This is a genomic window from Mesorhizobium sp. P2_B11 (assembly GCF_056404855.1).
In genome coordinates this window covers 1-20,041 of record NZ_JBFUDF010000004.1, presented here as the reverse complement: position 1 = coordinate 20,041, position 20,041 = coordinate 1, and the positions used below count along the sequence as shown (strand labels likewise).

Annotated in this window: 24 protein-coding genes; 15 read left to right on the top strand and 9 right to left on the bottom strand. The window is 63.3% G+C overall.

From position 1 onward, the window contains the following. Positions 1–3 precede the first annotated feature (3 nt). Positions 4–621 carry a L,D-transpeptidase gene (locus AC1DYJ_RS13720; RefSeq protein ID WP_477426112.1) on the bottom strand — a complete coding sequence of 206 codons (618 nt, stop codon included), beginning with the start codon at positions 619–621 and terminating at the stop codon, positions 4–6. Positions 622–927: 306 nt separating this feature from the next. Between AC1DYJ_RS13720 and AC1DYJ_RS13715 the strand changes: the two genes are divergently transcribed. The 12 genes from AC1DYJ_RS13715 to AC1DYJ_RS13660 all read left to right on the top strand — a co-directional run bounded on the left by AC1DYJ_RS13715 (position 928) and on the right by AC1DYJ_RS13660 (position 10,036). Further along, positions 928–1,575 (top strand): type III secretion protein, encoded by a 648-nt coding sequence (locus AC1DYJ_RS13715; protein WP_477288466.1) that lies wholly within the window; start codon positions 928–930, stop codon positions 1,573–1,575. 17 nt (positions 1,576–1,592) lie between these two features. Then, positions 1,593–2,207 carry a hypothetical protein gene (locus AC1DYJ_RS13710; RefSeq protein WP_477288468.1) on the top strand — a complete coding sequence of 205 codons (615 nt, stop codon included), beginning with the start codon at positions 1,593–1,595 and terminating at the stop codon, positions 2,205–2,207. Positions 2,208–2,223: 16 nt separating this feature from the next. After that, positions 2,224–3,057: a type III secretion system inner membrane ring lipoprotein SctJ gene (sctJ, locus tag AC1DYJ_RS13705; protein WP_477426110.1), complete on the top strand. Its 834-nt coding sequence runs from the start codon at positions 2,224–2,226 to the stop codon at positions 3,055–3,057. After that, complete coding sequence (locus AC1DYJ_RS13700) at positions 3,057–3,671, top strand: hypothetical protein (protein WP_477288471.1); 615 nt, start codon at positions 3,057–3,059, stop codon at positions 3,669–3,671. Before sctJ ends, AC1DYJ_RS13700 begins: the two co-directional genes overlap by 1 nt. Next, on the top strand, positions 3,668–4,285 hold the full coding sequence (gene sctL / locus AC1DYJ_RS13695) for a type III secretion system stator protein SctL (RefSeq protein ID WP_477288473.1): 618 nt from the start codon (positions 3,668–3,670) through the stop codon (positions 4,283–4,285). The genes AC1DYJ_RS13700 and sctL overlap by 4 nt, the downstream gene beginning before the upstream one ends. Next, positions 4,282–5,640: a FliI/YscN family ATPase gene (locus AC1DYJ_RS13690; RefSeq protein ID WP_477288475.1), complete on the top strand. Its 1,359-nt coding sequence runs from the start codon at positions 4,282–4,284 to the stop codon at positions 5,638–5,640. The genes sctL and AC1DYJ_RS13690 overlap by 4 nt, the downstream gene beginning before the upstream one ends. Further along, positions 5,627–6,100 (top strand): hypothetical protein, encoded by a 474-nt coding sequence (locus tag AC1DYJ_RS13685; protein ID WP_477288477.1) that lies wholly within the window; start codon positions 5,627–5,629, stop codon positions 6,098–6,100. The genes AC1DYJ_RS13690 and AC1DYJ_RS13685 overlap by 14 nt, the downstream gene beginning before the upstream one ends. A 106-nt stretch (positions 6,101–6,206) precedes the next feature. After that, entirely contained in the window at positions 6,207–7,307 is a 1,101-nt protein-coding gene (sctQ, locus tag AC1DYJ_RS13680) for a type III secretion system cytoplasmic ring protein SctQ (RefSeq protein WP_477288479.1), read from the top strand. Further along, a complete protein-coding gene (sctR, locus tag AC1DYJ_RS13675) occupies positions 7,300–7,953 on the top strand; it encodes a type III secretion system export apparatus subunit SctR (protein WP_477288481.1) in 654 nt (217 codons plus the stop codon). Before sctQ ends, sctR begins: the two co-directional genes overlap by 8 nt. Positions 7,954–7,969: 16 nt before the next feature. Further along, on the top strand, positions 7,970–8,239 hold the full coding sequence (locus tag AC1DYJ_RS13670; protein ID WP_477288483.1) for an EscS/YscS/HrcS family type III secretion system export apparatus protein: 270 nt from the start codon (positions 7,970–7,972) through the stop codon (positions 8,237–8,239). Positions 8,240–8,249: 10 nt separating this feature from the next. Next, positions 8,250–9,065, top strand: coding sequence for a type III secretion system export apparatus subunit SctT (gene sctT / locus AC1DYJ_RS13665; protein ID WP_477288485.1), 816 nt, complete (start codon positions 8,250–8,252; stop codon positions 9,063–9,065). A 158-nt stretch (positions 9,066–9,223) separates the two neighbouring features. Next, on the top strand, positions 9,224–10,036 hold the full coding sequence (locus AC1DYJ_RS13660) for a D-glutamate cyclase family protein (protein ID WP_477288487.1): 813 nt from the start codon (positions 9,224–9,226) through the stop codon (positions 10,034–10,036). A 62-nt stretch (positions 10,037–10,098) separates the two neighbouring features. On the opposite strand, the gene AC1DYJ_RS13655 is transcribed toward AC1DYJ_RS13660, so the two are convergent. After that, positions 10,099–10,968 (bottom strand): LysR family transcriptional regulator, encoded by an 870-nt coding sequence (locus AC1DYJ_RS13655; RefSeq protein WP_477288489.1) that lies wholly within the window; start codon positions 10,966–10,968, stop codon positions 10,099–10,101. 233 nt (positions 10,969–11,201) lie between these two features. Here AC1DYJ_RS13655 and AC1DYJ_RS13650 point away from each other — a divergent pair, with 233 nt between their 5' ends. Next, entirely contained in the window at positions 11,202–11,357 is a 156-nt protein-coding gene (locus AC1DYJ_RS13650) for a YjiS-like domain-containing protein (RefSeq protein ID WP_477288491.1), read from the top strand. A 234-nt stretch (positions 11,358–11,591) separates the two neighbouring features. On the opposite strand, the gene hpaH is transcribed toward AC1DYJ_RS13650, so the two are convergent. The 5 genes from hpaH to AC1DYJ_RS13625 are packed head-to-tail and all read right to left on the bottom strand — an operon-like array spanning position 11,592 to position 16,216. Next, entirely contained in the window at positions 11,592–12,395 is an 804-nt protein-coding gene (gene hpaH / locus AC1DYJ_RS13645) for a 2-oxo-hept-4-ene-1,7-dioate hydratase (RefSeq protein WP_477288493.1), read from the bottom strand. After that, positions 12,392–13,267, bottom strand: coding sequence for a fumarylacetoacetate hydrolase family protein (locus tag AC1DYJ_RS13640; RefSeq protein WP_477288495.1), 876 nt, complete (start codon positions 13,265–13,267; stop codon positions 12,392–12,394). The genes hpaH and AC1DYJ_RS13640 overlap by 4 nt, the downstream gene beginning before the upstream one ends. 19 nt (positions 13,268–13,286) lie before the next feature. Further along, complete coding sequence (gene hpaD, locus AC1DYJ_RS13635) at positions 13,287–14,267, bottom strand: 3,4-dihydroxyphenylacetate 2,3-dioxygenase (protein ID WP_477288497.1); 981 nt, start codon at positions 14,265–14,267, stop codon at positions 13,287–13,289. Between the two features lie 13 nt (positions 14,268–14,280). Further along, positions 14,281–15,798, bottom strand: coding sequence for a 5-carboxymethyl-2-hydroxymuconate semialdehyde dehydrogenase (gene hpaE / locus AC1DYJ_RS13630; RefSeq protein WP_477288499.1), 1,518 nt, complete (start codon positions 15,796–15,798; stop codon positions 14,281–14,283). Between the two features lie 31 nt (positions 15,799–15,829). Next, positions 15,830–16,216, bottom strand: a complete 387-nt coding sequence (locus tag AC1DYJ_RS13625; RefSeq protein WP_477288501.1) for a 5-carboxymethyl-2-hydroxymuconate isomerase — start codon at positions 16,214–16,216, stop codon at positions 15,830–15,832. Positions 16,217–16,441: 225 nt separating this feature from the next. Here AC1DYJ_RS13625 and hpaR point away from each other — a divergent pair, with 225 nt between their 5' ends. Further along, positions 16,442–16,846, top strand: a complete 405-nt coding sequence (hpaR, locus tag AC1DYJ_RS13620; RefSeq protein ID WP_477288515.1) for a homoprotocatechuate degradation operon regulator HpaR — start codon at positions 16,442–16,444, stop codon at positions 16,844–16,846. 91 nt (positions 16,847–16,937) lie between these two features. Here hpaR and AC1DYJ_RS13615 read toward each other — a convergent pair whose 3' ends face one another. After that, on the bottom strand, positions 16,938–17,447 hold the full coding sequence (locus AC1DYJ_RS13615; RefSeq protein ID WP_477288503.1) for a flavin reductase: 510 nt from the start codon (positions 17,445–17,447) through the stop codon (positions 16,938–16,940). Positions 17,448–17,471: 24 nt separating this feature from the next. Further along, complete coding sequence (locus tag AC1DYJ_RS13610) at positions 17,472–19,016, bottom strand: 4-hydroxyphenylacetate 3-hydroxylase N-terminal domain-containing protein (RefSeq protein WP_477288505.1); 1,545 nt, start codon at positions 19,014–19,016, stop codon at positions 17,472–17,474. A gap of 96 nt (positions 19,017–19,112) precedes the next feature. Here AC1DYJ_RS13610 and AC1DYJ_RS13605 point away from each other — a divergent pair, with 96 nt between their 5' ends. Further along, complete coding sequence (locus AC1DYJ_RS13605; RefSeq protein WP_477288507.1) at positions 19,113–20,024, top strand: helix-turn-helix domain-containing protein; 912 nt, start codon at positions 19,113–19,115, stop codon at positions 20,022–20,024. Positions 20,025–20,041: the final 17 nt, after the last annotated feature.

Below are 20,041 nucleotides of genomic sequence, written 5' to 3'. Positions count from 1 at the left end.
GGGTCAATGCCGGACAATGATCTGGGCGCCGATCTTGACCCGGTCATAGAGGTCGATCACATCTTCGTTCGTCATGCGGATGCATCCGGAAGAATTCGCCTGGCCGACGGTCCATGGCTGGTTGGTGCCATGAACACGGTACAGGGTGTTGCCGATATAAAGGGCGCGCGCGCCCAATGGGTTGTTTGGTCCTCCGGGAACGTGTGCCGGCAGGACCCGGCCCGTGGTTGCTTCCCTGGCCCGCATTTCGGCGGGCGGCCGCCAGTCCGGCCAGTCTTTCTTGCTGGAGATCGTATCGCGGCCGGACCACTCCAGCCCTTGCCTGCCGACGCCCACCGCATAGCGCAGCGCCTTGCCGTTCCCCAGCACGTAGTAGAGACGCCGTTGCGTGGTGTCGATCACGATCGATCCCTTCGGTTGAGGCTCGTTGAAATCCACGACCTGCCTTGACATCGCAGAGCGCGCCGGCGCCGGACCTTCATCCAGTGTTTCGTCAGGAGCGGCAGGCGATACTAGCAGGCTTCTATCCTGGTCGTAGGTCCAGCTTCTGGGATCGTAGCCGCCATTCGATTGCGCGTGTGCCGACACGATCGTGCCGGCAATCAGCCATGCGCCGCCCAACGCCGCCCTGCCGCGGCTTCGCGCGGCAAACCCGGCCGACTGTCTCGCAAGCGGACCGTTGTTTCCTGTCACAAAGACCGATTCTGTAGCTGTACTTCTTGCCTGTTCGTGCCGGCGATGTCGGTGTTGCATCCGATTCAGTCCACACCATAGCGTTTTGCCGATCCTACGCAACATTTGGCACGAATTTAATACTCGCATTCCATTTGGACTTCCAATGTCCATATCCGCGCGATAGAATGATCAGGCGGCGCTTTCGAGCGACGTGGCGGATGATGGCCGATTGCAAGCCGCGGGCAGGATCAGATGGCGACTGGACGCTACATCGACCGGTTAGACCTGAAGGCGGCGACTGCGGCCGCCGGGACAGGCATTCTGGCACTGTTGCTGATGCTCGGTCTTGCCGGCCGTTCCGCCGCTGCCGAACCGCACTGGCCGTCAGGGCCCTACAAATACATTGCCATCGACCAGTCCGTGTCGGACGCGCTCGTCGAACTGGGGCGCAATATGGGTATGCCCATACGGGTCAGCGCCGAGGTAAAGGGGCGGCTCAGCGCCGGCATGCAGCAGAGTTCAGCCCGCGCATTTTTCGAAGCGATCTGCAGCCGCTATGGCCTGGTCTGGCATTTCGACGGCATCGTCATGAACGTCGCGACCGAGGCCGAAATTCGCACCGAGATACTGCCCCTCAGTGCCAACGCAGTGGACGGAGCGCAGGACCGGCTTTCGCGGCTGGGCGTGCTCGACCCAAGGTTTCCCGTCACGATCTCCAGGCAGGACGAAGCCGCCTCGGTATCGGGTCCGCCTTCCTACATCGCGCTGGTAAAGCAGACGCTCGGGCAGGCCGCCGCGCCGCAACCCAAGCAGCAGTCCGCGAAAGTTACATCAATCCGCGTTTTTCGCGGCGCCAAGCAGGCCGAGGTGGTGGACGTGCCTTCCTACAAGGTCGACTGAGGACGGAGGTCAAGCCCATGGCTATCGCACCGATCGGAGCGCTGGAGGCCACGCTTTCGAGCCTGGCCACAAGCGCCGCCACGCAGCAGCAGACGATTGCCGCCGCGACGCCGGAGGGCAACCGGATGGTCGGCGCCATGCAGGAAAAGCATGAGGCGGCCAAACCCGGCGCGGCCGAGCGTGGCGATACTGCCGCGCGGCCCGGCCAGCAGGTAGCGCAGGCATCGGCCAGCGCCAGCCCGGCCATGGCCGGGCAATCCTCCAATCCTGGAAGAATCGAACCTATCGTTGAGCGACAGCTGTTTGAATATCTGGCCGAGGCGGAAAAGGCAGGCGGCATGGCGTTCAAAGGGCCATCCGAGATGTTCGGCGCGGCCGTCAACGCATTGAAAGGACCGCTTCAGGGCATGCAGAAGGCCTTCGGAGACCCGGCCTCGTCGGCGAAAGCAACGGCCGGGCAGTCGCCCGAGCAGACGACCGGGGCGGCGGACAATCCGACCGATCCGACGACGAACGAGGAACTCCTCGACAAATACATCTCGGTCATGTGGGCGGCCGCCAATCTCGAACTGGTGACGAGCAGCGTCACCGCCGCCACCTCGTCGACCAACGCGCTCGTCAAGCAACAGTAGGCGTCAAGGAGTGTTCGTGCCCAACCTGTCCTTACCGCTGTTGACAAGACTGTTGAACCGTTGCGTTGCGCGCGGCCGCTTCGCGCTCGTCTTTCTCGCAATTCTTCTGCTTCAGGCATGTTCGGTGGAGCTCTATTCCGGGCTCAACCAGAGGCAGGCAAACGAGATCGTGGCGACGCTGATGCGCCATGGCATCGCGGCGCAAAGCGAAACGGCCAAGGACGGCAAGATGGCGGTTTCGGTGGAGAAAGGCCGCTTCGCCGAAGCCATGGCCATTCTCGATGAGAACGGCTTGCCCAAACAGGAATTTCAGACGCTGGGCGATGTGTTCAAGCGAGGCGGGCTGGTCTCGTCGCCGGTGGAGGAGCGGGCGACGATGATCTACGGCCTGAGCCAGGAACTGTCGCGGACGATCTCCGACATAGATGGCGTGCTTTCCGCGCGCGTTCACCTCGTCCTGCCCGAAAATGACCCACTGCGGCAACAGCTGGTTCCATCCTCGGCGTCGGTCTTCATCCGGCATCGCGCATCGGTTGCGATGAACGAGCTCGTCCCGCAGGTCAAGATGCTGGTGGCCAAGGGCGTGGCCGGGCTGACTTATGACAATGTCTCGGTCACGCTCATCCCGGTGGCGGCGCCGGCGCCCGAGGCGGTGACCGAGCCGAGGCTCACATCGTTCCTCGGCATCTGGCTGCATCCCGACAGCCTCAGCGCGGCCATGTGGCTGTTTTGCGGGATGGCGGCGGTCATCCTGGCGTTGGGCTCGCGGCTTTTCTATCTGCAGTGGCGCCGCCGCCCGTCCGGGGTCTACGCGCTGGATCCCGCGGCAATTCCGTTGAAGAGGACGTGATGCAGCAAGACCCGGCGCAGAGTGCTGGCTGGCAGGCATTCCTGTCCAATCCCGCCGCCTATGCGGACGCGGCGCGGCTGGTGCCGTGCTTCGACGGTTCGATCGACGAAGCCGCATGTCTGCACATGCTTGGTTTGCCTCGTCTGCACGGCCGGCTGTCCGCAATTCTGAACGAGCGCTACGGCCTGTCGCTGGAAACCGCGCCGCCTGCCGATGACATCGACCGGGCCATTGCCCTTGCCTCCGGCGAGGCGCTGGAGGACATCGCGCTTCGGTCCGGCGCGATCTATTGGGCCGGCAGTCTGGCCTCGGTCATTGCCGGCCGGCAAGCCGCCGCCCTGCAGGCAGCGCTTGGAGCCGATGCCTATGCCTTTGCCCTCGCCAATCGCGATCTGACCGGACCGCTGCGGCCGATCGGGCCGCTGGAGGATGTCCATGGCCTGGTCTACGAGGACGGCCTGCGTTGCCTTGGCGCCTGGGGTCAGTCGCTGTCCGGCGACACGGGCATGCGCGTGCGTTTGAAGCTCATGCCGCATGCGCTGATCGACCAGAAGGCAGACGAAGCCTTCGTCAAGACCGGGCCTGCCATTGTGCGACGAGCGATGGGGCCATGAGCGAATCGCACAAGGCCTCCGGCACGGTTTCGCTGCGCCCCCACGCCCGCATCCTGCGCGCGGCAGAGGCGCGCGAACTGCGAGAGGGCTATGCCCTGGTCGACAATGCGCGGCGTGAAGCGCAGCAATTGCGGGAGGCCTCGCGGCGGGCCTATGCGGCCGAATATGCGCAGGGCTATGACGACGGCAAGGCACGAGGCGAAGAGGAAGCCGCCCGCCTGATAAGCGAGGCAGCAGTCAAGGTGGATCGCTACCTCGGCGGCATTCAAAACGAGGTGGTCGGCCTGGCGCTTGGCGTGGTCGAGCGCGTGCTTGGCGAATTCGACGTCGGCACGCTTGTGGCGCAGGCCGCAAGACAAGCCGTTGCCGAGCTGCGCAGAGGCAAACATCTGAAGGTCCAGATCCACCCCGGCGCCCTGGACAAGGTGCGCGATGCACTGGACGCGGTGTTGCGTGACAGCCAGCTGGGCATGACGGTCGAGATCGACACCAATGAAAACCTTGCCCTCGGCGCCTGCACCTTGTCGACCGACTTTGCCGTCGTCGACGCAAGCATCGACGCACAATTGCGGGCCATAGAAGGCGCGATCGCCGCAAGGGCGCAGACATCATGACGGCACCCGTGTCCGAGAGCGACAGCCGTCTGGCGTCGATCATTCCGAACTTGCGGTCGGTGCTGCGCGACGATGCCAGCCGGCCTCGCAAGGGGCGGGTGCGCAGGGTCACCGGCTGGGTCATCCATGCGACCGTCGAGGAAGCCCGTATCGGCGAGGTCTGCGAACTGTCCGACCCCAGGACCGGAGCCGTCGCCAAGGCCGAAATCGTCGGCTTCTTCGACGACATGGCGATCCTGGTTCCGCTTGGCGATGTGGCCGGCCTGTCGAACCTGACGGAGGTGCTCGCGACCGGAAAGGACCAGCGTGTGCCTGTTGGTCCCGGCCTGCTCGGACGCGTCATCAGCGCGCTCGGCGAGCCGTTGGACGGCACTCCGCTTTCGCCCGAAGGCATCACCGGCACCTACCCCGTCAATGCCTATCCGCCATCGCCGCTGGAACGCAGCCTGATCTCCGAGCCGATCCAGCTCGGCATCCGCGCGCTTGACGGGTTGCTGACCTGCGCGCGTGGCCAGCGCGTCGGCATTTTTGGTGAACCCGGCGTCGGCAAGTCGAACCTCCTGTCCGACATCGTCTGCGGAACCGATGCAGACGTGTCCGTGGTTGCCCTTGTCGGTGAGCGCGGTCGCGAGGTGCGCGAATTCCTTGACCGAAAGCTCGGTCCGCGCGGACGCTCGCGGGCGATCGTCGTGGTGGCGACGTCCGACAGGCCTGCAATCGAGCGCGTCAAGGCGGCCTATGTGGCGACCAGCATTGCCGAATATTTTCGCGATCAGGGCAAGCACGTCCTGCTTGCAATGGACAACGTCACGCGCTTTGCCCGCGCGCAGCGCGAGATCGGGTTGGCCTCGGGCGAGCCGCCGACGCGCCGTGGCTTTCCATCGTCGCTGTTTGCGGTTTTGCCGCGCCTGCTCGAGCGCTCCGGCCCCGGCCGCGTTGGTTCGATCACCGGCCTCTACAACGTCCTTCTGGAAGGCGACGGCACGCTCGATCCCGTCGCGGAGGAGGTCCAGGCCCTTCTCGACGGCCATGTGTTCCTGTCGAACGAACTGGCGCAGCGCAACCATTTCCCCGCCATCGACGTGCTGCGCAGCCGCAGCCGCCTCATGGAAACGGTCGCGCAACCGGCGCATCGCGCCGATGCAGGCCATCTACGGGCGCTGCTTGCCCGCTATGCCGACATCGAACTTTTGCTGCGTGTCGGTGAGTATGAAAAGGGCAGCGATTCGATCGCGGACGAGGCTGTGGCCAAGATGGAAGCGATCAGCGCCTTCCTGCGCCAGCCCTCTTCCACCCAGGAAAATTTTGAGACCACACGTCAACGCATGCGGGACATCGTCAATGACCGACCATGACATGATCGTTCGACTGCGCGAGCTCAGGCGCCGCAGGGAGGAGCGCGCGCTGCAGGACGTCATCCAGGGACATGGCGCCGAGCGCAGGGCGGCTGTGATAGCTCATGACGCCTCCACGGCGGTCAGCCGGCATGTTCGGCAAACGGCCGATGCCGAAGATGCGGCGTTCGGTTCTCTCGTCGGCCGGCCGGTCAATGTCGCCAGCCTGCATGGGCTTCAGGGCCGCTTCGAGGCCGCCGCCGACAGGACCGAGGAACTGCGCGATCGGCAAAAGGCCGCGGATGCGGACAGAGACCGCCTGGCGTCGGAACTGTCGGCAGCGCGCCGCCGTCATCATGCGCGCCAGCTGGCCGTGTCGAAACTGGACCGGTTGACGGAGGCCCTGGACAGGCGCGGCGCGCGTGGCCGTCTCGCATTGCTGGAACTCGCCGAGGAGGATGAACGTGGTTCGTCGCGCTAGGTCCTTCGCGATTGCTTGAAAACAAAAGACACGAGGCGCGCTTCGCCATTCTTGCGCAGCGCACCCGGCCCGATGACGCGGTCCTGACGGTGGAGATCAACGCAAGATGCTGCAGGTTTTGGTGTCAGCCGAAACGATAGCGCAACAGGATCCGACGCAGCGCGAGGCCGGCAGGACGGACGGTGGCGAACGGCTGACGCCGGCCTCTGTGACGGCAACCGAGATGGCGGCGTTGAACGCCTTCTACCGCCGGCGCGGCAAGGCCCGGATCACGGTTGCGGGCGACAAAGCCGAAATTGCCGCCCGGTGGCCGGCAACAGGTGCTGCGGACCAGTCCTTATGCGCGATCGGCGTGACGGTCGGTGCAAAGGGGGCAACATTGCAATTGCCACTTCGCGCCGTCGAACGGTTGTTGGCCAAGGCGAAGGTTTCGGTGGACCTTAGCAAGCTTGCGCCCCCGCACGCCGCGTTGCTGCTGGAAGCTGTCCTTGCGCACGACATTGAAAGGCTCGAGGGCGCGCTCGGCGAAAAGATAGAATTCATCTCGATCAAACGCAGCGCGACACCGCCGCCAACGACGCCCTTCGCCTTTGCCTTGAGCGGTGATGATCAAACGACGCAATGCACGTTCTTTGCCGACGATGCCGAGCTCGCGGTTCGCATGGCCCGCCTCCTTGACGAGGCCGGCGCGGCGCTTCCGGTTCCTGCCGATTTCCCGCTGCTGGTCTGTCTTCGGCGTGACGCGCTCACAATCACCCTTGGCATGCTTGAAAGCCTGCAGCCCGACGATGTCATCCTGCTCAGCGATGCCGAGAAGGACCGAACGGCGGCAATCATTGTCGCGGAGCGATTTTTCGCGCCGGTGCGCCTGACAGCCGCCGGGCCGCAATTGCTTGCCGCGCCGGCGGCAATCGCCGGATCGAACTGGGAGTGGACCATGGATCAGAAGACACCACCAAGCGGCCAGACATTGGAAGAATCGAGCCTGGACGAGCTGCCCGTTGCGCTAGCTTTCGAGGTCGGCCGCACGGTCATGCCGCTTGGAGATGTCAGGCAGCTTGCACCTGGTGCCATCGTTGCGTTTCCCGATGCCGTAGAAGAGACGGTCGACATCATGGCCAACGGCAAACGTGTCGGCCGCGGCGAGGTGGTGCGGGTGGGGGACCATCTGGGCGTACGGATCCTGCGGATGTTCGACAATGGTTGAGAATTCGCCCAACCTGCTCGCGATCCTGCTGGCCATCGGCCTTGTCGGCCTGTTGCCCCTGGCAGTCGTCACGATGACGGGCTTTCTGAAGATATCGGTTGTGCTGTTTCTCATCCGCAACGCCCTTGGCGTCCAGCAGATGCCGCCCAATCTCGTGCTCTACGGCATCGCGCTTGTGCTGACCGTCTATGTCACGACGCCGGTGCTGAGCGAAATGATGAACCGGCTTGAAGAAGGGCAGGTCCAGCTCCAGACCACCGACGATATCGCCAGGGCGGCGCAACTGGTTCGCGAGCCGTTGCGGCGGCATCTCATGAAGTTCACAAAGCCACAGGAGCGGCAGTTCTTCCTCGATGGCACCAGCCGGCTCTGGCCGCCGGAAGCGCGCCAGAACCTCAGGGACGACGATCTCTCGATCCTGGTTCCGGCCTTTGTCGCCTCCGAGCTGACGCGTGCCTTTGAGATCGGCTTTCTGCTTTATCTGCCGTTTCTCATCATCGACATCGTCGTCGCCAATGTCCTGATGACGCTCGGCATGATCATGGTTTCGCCGGTCCTCATTTCGATACCGCTCAAGCTGTTTTTGTTCGTCGCCATCGACGGCTGGTCGAGGCTGATGCATGGCCTCATCCTGAGTTACGTTTGAGGCGCAGGAGAGCTGCATGAACGACGACATCATCCTGGCGAAGGTGCAGGGCGCGCTTATGACGGTGTTGCTGGCGTCCAGCCCGGCAATCGTCGCGGCACTTGCCGTCGGTCTCCTTGTCGGCCTTGCGCAGGCGCTGACACAGATCCAGGACCAGTCGCTGCCGCAGACCATCAAGCTCGTCGTCATCTTGCTGGTCATCATGGTCACCGGTCCGCTGCTTGGCCAGCAGATCGCCCAGCAGGCATCGGCGGCGCTGGATGAATTTCCGGTCCTTACGCGCTGAGCCGCACAACATGGCGGCCGAGCCCCTCTTCGCATTGCTCCGGGAGTTTCAGCTCTACCTTCTCGCCGGCAGCTTTGCGCTGGCCCGCCTGATCGGCTTCATGCTGCTGATGCCGCTCTTTTCGCGCGTGCCGCTGTCGGGGCTTCTGCGCAACGGCGTTGCGCTGGCGCTGGCGGTCCCGGTCTTTCCGATGATCGCAAGCAAGCTGGCGAGCGCCGACATCTCGATGACGTTGGTCGTTCTCTATATTTTCAAGGAGGCGGTCGTCGGCGTGACGCTCGGCCTGGCGATGGGGATCCCGTTCTGGGCCGCCGAGGCGGCGGGCGACATTTTGGACCTGCAGAGGGGATCGACGATGGGGACCCTGATCGATCCCATGATGACCCACGAAACCAGTTCCACCGGCACTTTGCTCGCCGTTACCATGCTCAGCATCTATCTGGCGGCCGGCGGGCTCCAGCTCTCCTTGACCGGCATCTATGACAGCTATGGCCTCTGGCCGGTCGACGCGCTTCTGCCCGTGTTCAGCAAGGAGGCCGCCTTGCTGTTCCTGGGCCTGCTCAACCGCATCCTGATGATGGCGATCACCCTGGTGTTCCCCCTCGTCATCAGCATGCTTTTGTCCGACATCGTGCTGGCATTTCTTGCCCGCGCTTCCCCCCATCTCAACGTTTTCGCGCTCTCGCTGGTCGTCAAGACGCTGGTTTTCAGCCTGGTCTTCGTCCTCTACGCCGCGTTCCTCATTTTCTATATGAATCGCGACCTCGGTTTCCTGCATGAGGCCGGCCGGCAAATAGAAGCGATAGCCTGTCGAGGCTGCCGCTGAAGCATAGTGGCAGGATGTGTCTGTAGCGTAGGCATTGGCCGGCCAATAAATAGAATTTATCGGCAAGGAAAGATTATAAGAATTTGACAGGCAGACGAGGCCTCGATGATCTTAGACAGTCACGACCTGACTCTGAACCGTGCATACCTCTGGAAGCCATGGCTTACCCTTCCACGTCACTGATGTCCGAGGATTTGCGGCTCGCCGAGTCAAGCCGGCTGCGGAAACTTGTCAGAACAGGCGCCTATGAGGGGCGCACAACCGGACTTGCGCGCGGTAAGCTCCAGGCCAATCTTGTTATTTTGCCGCGCCGCTTTGCCGGCGAATTTCATCAGTTTTGCGTTCGCAATCCGAAACCTTGTCCGCTGGTCGGCATCAACCGCATCGGCAGCCCGTCGTTGCCGACCCTTGGCGACATCGATATCCGCACCGACGCACCGCAGTACAACATCTATTGTTTCGGCGAGGTCATTGGCTGGAAAACGGACATCATCGATTTGTGGCGCGACGACTTTGCCGCCTTCGCGCTCGGCAGTGCCCTGAGCGTAGACTCAGCGCTTGCTGAAAAGGGTGTGAAACTGCGCAGCACCGACTATCGAAAAACACCGCCCACTTTCCGAACCAGAATCGAGACGTGTCAGGTTGGGCCGTTCGGAGGTGAGATGCTCGTCTCGATGCGGCCGATAAGACGATGCGATGTCGACAAGGTGCGCGCGCTCACCGCACGTTACCCGCATGCTCACGGCTCTCCCATCCATGTTGGCGATCCGGCGGCGATCGGTATCAAGGATTTGATGGCGCCCGACTGGGGGGATGCGGTCGAAATCAGGGCAGGGGAAGTTCCTGTATTCTGGGCCAGCAGCCTTACCGCGCAAGATGCTATTGCACGCGCCGAACTCGCAGTGTCGATCACGGTGTCGCCTGGCCACATGCTGATAACCGACCTGGATGTGCAAGCGTATCCACGATAAAGTCCGTCAGGCTTGAGGCTCCGCAGACTCCGAGCACCGGCGTGAGAGGTATCGGACTAAAGCTACCGAATAGGCGTCTCGCCGCGAAACAGCGGCTGGTGCGTCCGCATCAAGGTGGCAATCCGGTCGGCGACCTTTCGTACCGGCGGGGAGTGACGTTCATCGTGATGGGTAACGATCCACTGGTCGGTTTCGAGTTCGGGCAGCGGCTGGGCGACGCGAACCAGTCGCGGATCGCTGTCGCCGACGAAGCACGGGAAGATCGAAAGGCCGGCGCCGGCGGCCACCAGTTCGCGCACCGAATGGCTATCGTTGCCGCGTACAGCGATGCGGTCGCCGTGATGGGCTTGCAGCCAGCGCGCCGAGGCAATGTTTGCGCCTTCACCGGTGACTCCGACGAACAAGCCGGCGGCGACGCCGTTGATCAGGTGACGTCCGGAGTAAATGGCATGGGCGACCTTGCCGCTCTGACGGCCCGCCAGCCAACGCTCGGTCGGGCGCTCGCTGCGGATGCCGATGTCGGCGGCACGGCGACCGATGTCGACGCGGTCGGTGGTGGTGACGAGTTCCAGCCTTATGCCGTCATCGACCGTCCAGATATCGCCGACATGGGCGGAAATGAAGGCTGAGGTCCATGGCCCCGCCGAGACGCGGACAATGCGGTCGGGCAGGTTTCCCTCGCGCCAGCGGGTCAGCGACCGCATTGCCGCCTCGACGTTCTCGGCGCGCCGCAAAAGGTCCTCGCCGACCGCTGTCAGCCGGTAGCCGGTCTGCTGACGCACGAAGAGCGGTTCGCCGATCTGTTTTTCGAGCGCGGTGACGCGCCGTCCGAGGGTGGCCGCGCTGAGGCGCGTGGTTGTCGTCGCCGCGCTCAGGCCACCCAGCCGCGCAACGTCCAGAAACAACCGCAGATCGTCCCAATCGATGTCCATTTTTCAGAAATGAAAAACCCCTTGCGACCTTGGCTGTAGCGCCAAGGGGGATCTCGCGCAAGTATGTAGCCATTGGAAGCGTTGAGCAATTCCCGCGTGGAAGACAGTGACAATCGCTTCAACTGCTCAAAATCAGCACACAATTCTGCCGGCGGCGAATGAGCCAAGCAGGATACGCTTTGCACATTCAAGCAACCAGACGCGGAGCATTCCGCGCATCAAGGGAGACGATCATGCTTAATAACCTTCGACGCCGTTTGGGTCGCTGGCTTGCCTATCGCCAGACGATTGCGAGCTTGAGGCGGGTTCCGGAGCGCACACTGGAAGATGCCGGCATTTCCCGAGAAGACATCCGCGAGCATGCCCGCCACGCCACCCTGCGTCGCTAGAGCGTCTCACCGTTTCATGGAAACGGGGAACCGTTCTATCTCTTTGTTTTTACGCAATTCCGGACGGGAAAACCGCCCACACTTTTCCTGGAATTGCTCTAGCCGGCGGTTCAAGCCGCATGGTTACTCGACGAACAAGACTGACTGCGCACAGCACGTCTGAATCGTGAAAAAGCATCCAGGACTGCCCAGTGTCATCGGCTGCCGGCAAACCCGCTGGGGGAAGATTGCCGTTCAGGCAAAGGCGATGCGGATCGCTCCGTAAGGGCCGAAATCCGAGACGATCTGGTCGCCATTCCGGCATTCGACCGGCCGGATGAAGGAGCCTGACAGCACGACCTGTCCGGCCTCGATGCGCATGCCGTATTGGTGAAGCCGGTTGGCGAGCCAGACGATGCCCTTGGCCGGATGGTCGAGGACGCCGGCGCCAAGGCCTGTTTCCTCGACCTCGCCATTGCGCGATACGATGGCGCCGATCCAGCGCAAATCGGCTTCACGCGGATTGGCCTTGTGGCCTCCCACCACGATGCCTGCATTCGCGGCATTGTCGGCGATCGTGTCGAAGAAGGTGCGGATCTTGCCGGTTTCCTTGTTCATCCGCTCGATGCGGGTGTCGAGGATTTCGAGCGACGGCGCGACGTAGTCGGTGGCGTCGAGCACATGGTCGATCGATATGTCGGGGCCGGCCAGCGGCGCCTTCATCACGAAAGCGATCTCGGCCTCGATGCGCGGCTGAATGAAGCGGCCGGCCGGTACCGTTGCGCCGTCTTCGAAAAACATGTCGTCGAACAGAATGCCGGAGTCCGGAATGTCGATGCTCAACGCCTGCTGCATGGCCTTCGAGGTCAGCCCGATCTTCCAGCCCTTGATCGCGAGCCCCGACGAGGCCTTGCGCTTCACCAGTGCTGCCTGAACGCGATAAGCATCGTCCATGGTCGCTTCGGGGAAATCGAGGCTGAGCAGTCTGATCTGGCGGCGGTCGCGCTCGGCCTCGAACAGTCTTTGCGCGGCGTCGTCGACTTGCGCGTCCGTCATCATTGGCCGGCTCTCTCGTCGATGACACCGTTCCTGAGCAGGCCGATGCCGTCGGCCTCAACCTCGATGACGTCGCCCGGCTTCAGCCAGATCGGCGGGTCGAAGCGCGCGCCGGCGCCTGTCGGCGTGCCGGTGACGATGACATCGCCCGGCACCAGCGTGGTGAAGGTCGAGACATAGTTGATGATCTTGCGGAACGAAAAGATCATGCGGCCGGTGCGGTCCTGCTGCCGTATCTCGCCATTGACCCGCGTTGTCAGTCCGATGTCGGCAATCTGCGCCTCATCGGCAAACGGCACCAGCCATGGCCCGATTGAGCCGGTGCGGTCGAAATTCTTGCCCTGGGTGACGTTGAACTTGGCGTGGCGCACCCAGTCGCGGATGGTGCCTTCGTTGCACAGCGACAGCGCCGCGATGTGACCGAGCGCATCGGCCTCGGCAATGCGGCGGCCGGCCTTGCCGATGACGATGACAATCTCGCCCTCATAGTCGAGCTGCGGCGATTCCGGCGGCCGCACCAGCGGCGCGCCGTGGCCGACGAAGGAGCGCGGGAAACGGATGAACAGCGACGGGTTGGAGGGGGCAGCCTGTCCGTCCTTGTACTCTTCATTGCGGTCCGGAAAATTCACGCCGACGCAGATGATCTTTTCCGGCGAGGGGACCGGGATTTCGTAGGCGATGGCGTCGAGCGCGAAGTCGGGGGAATAGGCATCCGCTTCCTCGGCTAATCGCCGCAAGGCGCCAGCCTCGATCACCTCGCGTAGCGTTGGCCATTGGCTGTGCCGCGCCAAGAGATCGACAGCACCCTTGTCGGTGATTGCGCCGTAGCGCGTCTTGCCGCCGACGGTGAAGGTGGCGAGGCGTCCATGGCTCATACTCAAAACTCCGTGGCCATCAAGGCGCAATGATCGGCGAGGCCGCCAGGTCCGACGTGCGCGGCTTTGCGCCGGCAAACACGCTGCCTTCCTCGAACCAGCTTTTCGGCGCCGGCGCGCCCCACAGCGTTTGACGCTGCGGGTCCTTCAGATCCCATTTGATCGGCTCGAGGTCCGGGTCGACCGTCTGGTAGTCCGAGCAATAGATCTCGATGCGATGGTTGTCGGGGTCGCGGATGTAGAGGAAGAAAGCGTTGGAGATGCCGTGCCGGCCCGGCCCGCGCTCGATGTTCGGCAGCCAGCCGGTGGTCGACATCAGGTCGAGCAGGTCGATGATGTTGAGCGGCGTCGGCACCCAGAAGGCGACGTGGTGCAGGCGCGGGCCGACACCGTTGGTGAAGGCGATGTCGTGCACGCCGCCCTTGCGGTGCATCCAGGCCGCCCACAGCCTGTGGCTCTCCTCGTCCTCGGTGTATTCCGTCACGCGGAATCCGAGCTCGTTGTAGAAGGCGACAGCCTCGTCGACATTCGGCGAGAAGCAGTTGAAGTGGTCGATGCGCAAAGGCTTCACGCCCTTGTAGAGCGCATACTTCTGATGGATCGGCGGCAACCGCTCCATCTTCGAATAGAATTCGAGCGGAATGCCGTGCGGGTCGCGGGTGCGGAAAGTGCGCGACTGGTAGGGGCGTTCGACCCATTCCACCGGCAGGCCCTTGGCCCTGAAGAAATGTTCGGCCTTGTCGAGGTCCTCGTCGGAGAAGACCTTGAAGCCGAGGTCGCGCGCTTCCGCCGTTGGCCCCTTGCGCAGAACGATGCAGTGGTGGCCGCGCTCTTCCATGGCGCGCAGATAGATGGCGTCGCTGGTCTCGTCGGTCACCTGCAGGCCAAGCGTGTCGACATAGAAGGCGCGGGATTTTGCCAGATCGGTGACGACAAGCTCGATATGGCTGAGCCGCACGATGTTGAAGGCGGGATAGAGGTTGGGTTGGGGCAGGGGCATCATGTCTCTCCGGTCAGCCGCCGAGCTTTTGAATCGAATGCGGCGCCGTGGCGAACGCGATGTTCTTGGTTTCCATGTAGAAGTCGAACGACCAGTCGCCGCCGTCGCGGCCAATGCCCGAGCTTTTCACGCCGCCGAATGGCGTTGGCAGATGCCGTACATTTTCCGAGTTGACCCAGATCATGCCAGCATCGAGCGCATCGGTGAATCGGAAGGCGCGGGTCACGTCAGCCGTCCAGAGATAACCGGTGAGGCCGTATTGCGTGTCGTTGGCAAGCGCCAGCGCTTCAGCTTCGTCCTTGAAGGGGATGGCGGTCAGCACTGGGCCGAAGATTTCTTCCTGGGCGATGCGCATCGTGTTGGTGGCGCCGGTGAACAGGGTCGGGCTGACATAGCAGCCGCCGCCGGGGCCGGCGAACTTGCCGCCACCGGCAGCAACGACCGCGCCTTCCGATTTGCCGATCTCGATGTAGGACAGCACCTTCTCCTCGTGCACCGGATGGATCAGCGGGCCAACCACAGTCTCGGGATCGAGCGGATGACCGACCTTGATGCGCCTTGCCTTCTCCGCAACCAGGCTGGTGAACTTGTCGTACACGGAAGCCTCGACCAGCAGGCGCGACGACGAGGTGCAGCGCTCGCCGTTCAGCGAGTAGATCATGAAGACGGCGGCATCCGCCGCGCGCTCCAGATCGGCGTCGGCGAACACGATCACCGGGTTCTTGCCGCCGAGTTCGAAATGTACGCGCTTCAGCGTGTCGGCGCCCTGTTTCATGATCATCGAGCCGGTGCGGCTTTCACCGACGAAACCGATCGCCTTGATGTCGGGGTGTTCGGTCAGCGCCCGGCCGGCATCCTCGCCAAAGCCGTTGACGAGGTTCCACACACCCTTGGGCAGGCCGGCTTGCTCGGCGATCTCGACCAGCAGCCGCGCCGTCAGCGGCGAAAGCTCGGCGGGCTTGTGCACCACCGTGCAGCCGGCGGCGAGCGCAGGCGCGATCTTCCAGGTCGACAGCATGAACGGCGTGTTCCAAGGCGTGATCACACCGACGGGGCCGATCGGCACGCGGGTCGTCATGTTGACCTGGCCCGGCGCACGGATGGTTTGGCCATCACGCGCCTCGGGCGCGCGGTCGGCATAGAAGCGGAAATTTTCCGCACCCCGCAACGCGGCCTTGGCCATGAATTTCAGCGACTGGCCGGTGTCCATGCACTCGACGAAGGCGATCTCCTCGGCGCGTGCAACGATGGCGTCGGCGATCTTATGCAGGAGCTTCTTGCGCGCGTCGCCCGAGATCGCCGCCCAGTCCTTGAACGCCGCTTTGGCCGCCTTGGCGGCGCGGTCGACGTCGGCCGCCTTGCCGCGGGCCACCGTGGCGATGGGTTTCAGGTCGATCGGCGAGATTGTTTCGTATGTCGAGCCGTCAATGGCCGGTACCGCCTCGCCGCCGATCTGGTTGAGCACGCCGCCCTTGCGGAAGCGCTCGAGATAGGCCTCGGCCTTCCTCAGATTGTCGTCCAGTGCGGCCATCGGGTCTTTCCTGTTTCTCTCTATCGCCTGATCACTTTCCGCGCAGGCGCGGATGGATGGCGTTTTTCTTCCAGCTGAGTTCGGCGTCGATCTCGCGGATCTCCAGCGACAGCGCGAAATGCGGCGTGGCAAACAGCGATGCCAGATGGTCCGAGACCGCCGTGAAGATCGCCTCGCCGGCGCGCTTCTTGTCCTGCGCGCTGCGGCCCTTGCCGATGCGCAGGTTCATGTCGATGAAGCCGTTCTCGGGCAGACGGTCGGCAATCGCATAGGCCTCGGCGCGAAAGGCGCGAACCCTGATCGCGCCCGGTTCGAATACGCCGGTGTCGAGCATGGTGCGAGAAACCAGGGCGCACAGCGCCGGCATGTCGACTTTCGCGTCGAGGTTCGCGGAATATTCGATCGCCATATGCGGCAAGGCTTTCCTCCACCGGCGCCACGGTCTTGTAATTAACATGTGAATTACATCTTGACGCTGGAATGTCAAGCGTCGTTCTATGCCGCGAAGGGCCGGGATTGCCGCTCCCGGCAAAATGACGGATATAGCTGCGATCCAACCCCTGATACTAACCGCGACTCGGGAACGGATGGATTTTTCGGAGACCTGATCTTGCTACCGCCCAGCACACGCCGCTCGTTGCCGATGGCATTGCTTCGCGCCCGCGAAGTGATCATGGCGCATTTCCGGCCGATGCTGGCCCGCCACGACATCACCGAGCAGCAATGGCGTGTGCTGCGTGTGCTCGCAGAAACCGGGCCGCTTGAGGCAACCGAGCTTGCCAACCGGGCGTCGATCCTGCCGCCCAGCCTGACCCGCATCATCAAGACGCTGGAAGAGCGCGGCTTCATCACCCGCAACAAAGTCAAGGATGACGGCCGCCGCGCCTTGCTCGCCATCAGTTCGAGCGGTGTTGCGCTGATCGAGGAGTTGGCGCCCGAGCGCGTCGCCATCTATGATGCAATCGAGAAGCGCTACGGCGCCGAAGAGCACGAGCGGTTGCTGGATATGCTGGAGAGTTTGATCCAGTCGGAGTCGATGGAGGACTAGTCTTGACCGCTGCTCGCCCGTCGCTGGCTCCGGGCGTTCGTCGCTCGAAAAGCCAAGCAATTGGCTTTTCGTCCGCTACGCGGACCGCTCCTCACCCACCAAAACTTCCCAGTGCGCTTGGCTGCATGTAGTTCCGCCCGACATAGAGCAGGGCTGCATCGTCGCTGCCGTGACGGATGTCGACGACGCGGCCGAACATGACATTGTGCGTGCCGACCTTGTTGACCGCGCCGATCTCGCAATCGAAGGAAACGATGGCGTCGAGCAGGGCCGGCATGCCGGACGGCATGGTCTGCCAGCGCGCGGCTTGATAGCGCTCGGCCATGTCGCGGATCGCGCCAGCGAATTTTGCCGCCAGATGCATATGCGACTGCGTCAGCACGTTGACGCAGAAGCGTTGGTTGGCGAGGAACAGGCCGGTCTGCGCCGAACGTTCGTTCATGCACACAAGCAGCGTCGGCGGGTCGTCCGACACACTGCACATGGCGGTCGCGGTGAAGCCGCCGCGCCCAGCCGGGCCGTCGGTGGTGACGATGTTGACCGGCGCGCAGACCCGCGCCATCGCCTCGCGGAATTCCAGCCTGGCGACTTGGCTTGTCATGGCCGCTTCCATGGCTGGCCTCGCTCAGTTGGACTGGGTGGAAAGCGGCGGCAGCCAGGTGTCGCCGGTCCAGCCCGTCTCGTCATAATCGGCCATGCATTGGTCGACGAGGTCTTCCATCTGCTTCAGCCGGCCGCCGCGCTCGGCGCCCTTCAGCACCTGCAGCCGCACCTCTTCGGGGGCGCCGGCATAGTTGAGCTCGTAGAGCGCGTGGCGGCCGCCGAATTCGGTGCCGGTCGCGTCCCACAGCAGTTTCATGATCTTGATGCGCTCGACATGGCCCATATCGTTGGAGCCGCGAACATATTGCGCGAGGTAGCGGTCGATCTCCGGGTTGCCGAAATCCTTCACCGAGGAAGGGAGATAGATCAGTCCCGAGGCGATCACCCGGCGCACCGTGTCGATGACGCGCGGATAGGCTTCCGACATGAAGGTGCGATAGGCGAGCGCGGCCTCCAGGTTCGGCAGCACCGCGCCATTCGCCCAGAGAATGGGGTTGTGCGCCATGGCGTTGGAAAAGCTCCAGAACATGTGGCGCAGAGCAATCACTTCGCCGAGCGCCGCCTGGTTGCCGCGGAAGGCATCGCCGCCGGTGGCGCGCAGCGCTTTGGCGAGGAGGCCGGCGAGGAAGTCGAGTTTCACGGCAAAGCGTGTGCAGCCCTGAAAACAATAGCCATGCATGAAGCCTGACGCCGGATGGAACGACAGGATCTTTTGCGCGTCGCGCAGCACCAGCACGTCTTCCCAGGGGATGAAAACATTGTCGAGCACCAGGATCGCGTCATTCTCGTCGAAGCGCGACGATAGCGGATAGTCGAAGGGATGGCCGACGGTGTTGGCCGTCTGCTCATAGGAAACCCGGCAGAACATTTTTATGCCCGGCGCATTCATCGGCACGATGAACATCACCGACAGCGACGGATCCTCCGTAACCGTCGCCGAGCTCTGCGCCAGGAAATTGTAATGGGTGAGAGCCGACGATGTCGCCACCACCTTGGCCCCCGACACCCATATGCCGGCATCGTTTTCCTTGGTGATGTGCACGAACACATCCTTCACCTGCTCGGCCGGCTTGTGACGGTCGATCGGCGGATTGACGATGGCGTGGTTCATGAACAGGACCGCTTCCTGGGCTCTGCTGTGCCAGGCGAGGGCATTGTCCTTGAACGGCCCGTACCAGTCGGCATTGGCGCCGAGCGTGTTCATGAGCGCGGCCTTGTAGTCCGGCGTACGGCCCATCCAGCCATAGGACATACGCGACCACTCCGCGATCGCTGTCTGCTGCGCAGCAAGGTCGGCGGAAGAGTGCGCGACGCGAAAATACTTGTGTGTGTAGCCGCCCGAACCGGTATCGGTCGGAGAGGTCAGCACCGGCTGTCGCGCCGGATCATGCAAGGCATCGTAGAGGCGGGCAAGCGAGCGTGCCGAATTGCGCATCGCCGGATGGCTGGTGACGTCGGCCACCCGTTCGCCATTGATATAGACCTCGCGCCCGTCGCGCAGGCTCGCCAGATATTCGGCGCCCGTGAACGGCCGCGATTTGTCGGCCCGGAAATCTTCCGATCGCATCATGATCCTCCCGTTGATGGTGAGGACAGTAGCCTCCGGCGCCTCCATGGGTTATGGACGAAAGCACAAAACCGCTTGGACTTTTTCCGGCCAGCCATGAGCCAGACCGCTATCCCGGAATTCTTCGTCTATGGCGAGCCGGCACGCTCGCTCGACGTCGGTTTCCTGCATGTCGAGACTGTGCAGGCCCGTGCTTCCGTGCATCGCGGCCGGGTTCTTGCGCACAAGCACCCGCAAATGGCGCAGATCACCTTCTGGACGAGTGGCAGCGGCATCTACCGGATCGAGGACAAAAGCTGGAGTTTTTCAGCGCCGACGGTGAGCTTCATGCCGAGTGGGGTCGTCCATGGCTTCGACATCGAACCGGGCACCGACGCCATTGTCGTTTCGGTCGCCGACGCAGCGCTAGCGGCCATTGCCGAGCATTCCGCGCTGGCGCTCGACCAGCCGGTCATCGTCACCGGTCGCGGCGAGGCGGCACTTTGGCAGAGGCTCAGCGAGACGATCGGAATGATCCAGGCCGAATATAGCGAGGCGCAAGCCGGCATGGAGAAAATTCTGCCGCCGCTGGTCGCGGTGGCGCTGTCGCACATCGCCCGGCTCGACGCCCAATCGCACGTGGTGACGGTGCCGGCGGCGGTGGCGCTCGGCGGACGGTTGCGGCGGCTGATCGACCGCCATTTCCGCAACGACTGGCCGGTCGAGCGCTATGTCGAAGAACTCGCCACGACGCGGCATCTGCTCGACAAGGCGGCGCATCAGGTGCTGGGCTGCGGCGTGCGGCAAGCGGTCAACGACAGACGGCTGGTCGAGGCCAAGCGGCTGTTGCTGTTCACCATCCGCACCATCGAGGACATCGCCTATGAGACCGGCTTCAACGATCCGGCTTACTTCTCGCGATTCTTTCGAGATGCAGTTGGTGTGGCGCCGGCGGCGTGGCGGAAGAAGCGCCTTACCCTCCCCCTTGTGGGGAGGGTCGGCGAACAGGCGGAGCGCAGCGAAGCCTGAGAGACGGGGTGGGGGCG